Here is a 570-nt window from a genome sequence, read left to right as displayed (position 1 = left end):
AACGACCGCACCTTCACGGCGCTGATGCCCGCTTTCAACAAGGTATATCCCAATATCACCGTCAATGTTCAGGGCTTCCCGAACGCGAATTCGAACTATCTCAACACCGTTCAGCGCGCCCTTCTGTCCGGCTCCGGCCCGGATGTGGCGATGATCGAGATCAACGAACTGGCGCTTCTGCGGCAGCGTCCGCAATGGGTCGATCTCGCCGCCGAGCCGTTCAACGCCGGTCCGCTGCTTGAGGATTTCGCCGGTTTTGCCGCCGAAAACGTCAAGACGGACAATGGCAAGATCGTCGCACTGCCCAAGCACACCGGCCCCGGCGCCATGTTCTATCGCCGAGACATCTTCGACGAGGTCGGGCTTTCGTCCGAACCCGACGCGGTCGCCGACACTTTCGCGACCTGGGACGCTTTCCTTTCGGAAGGCAGCAAGATGATCGTCCCCAACGAACGGTGGATGATCGCCAACGGCCTCGAGATACTGACGGTGCGCATGGGTCAGGCCGGCATCGGCTGGTTCGATGCCGACGGCAATCTTCAGCTCGACAATCCGGTCATCATCGATGCG

General features: G+C 60.5%; 1 protein-coding gene. It reads left to right on the top strand.

Going from position 1 to position 570, the window contains the following annotated elements:
• Positions 1 to 570: ABC transporter substrate-binding protein (locus MD273_RS18745; RefSeq protein WP_239039280.1), on the top strand; the 570-nt coding region annotated here is incomplete at both ends.

Source organism: Marinobacter sp. C7, assembly GCF_022343555.1.
Taxonomy (GTDB): Bacteria; Pseudomonadota; Gammaproteobacteria; order Pseudomonadales; family Oleiphilaceae; genus Marinobacter.
The sequence above is the reverse complement of the archived record's forward strand: the minus strand, read 5'-3'. Positions and strand labels throughout refer to the sequence as shown.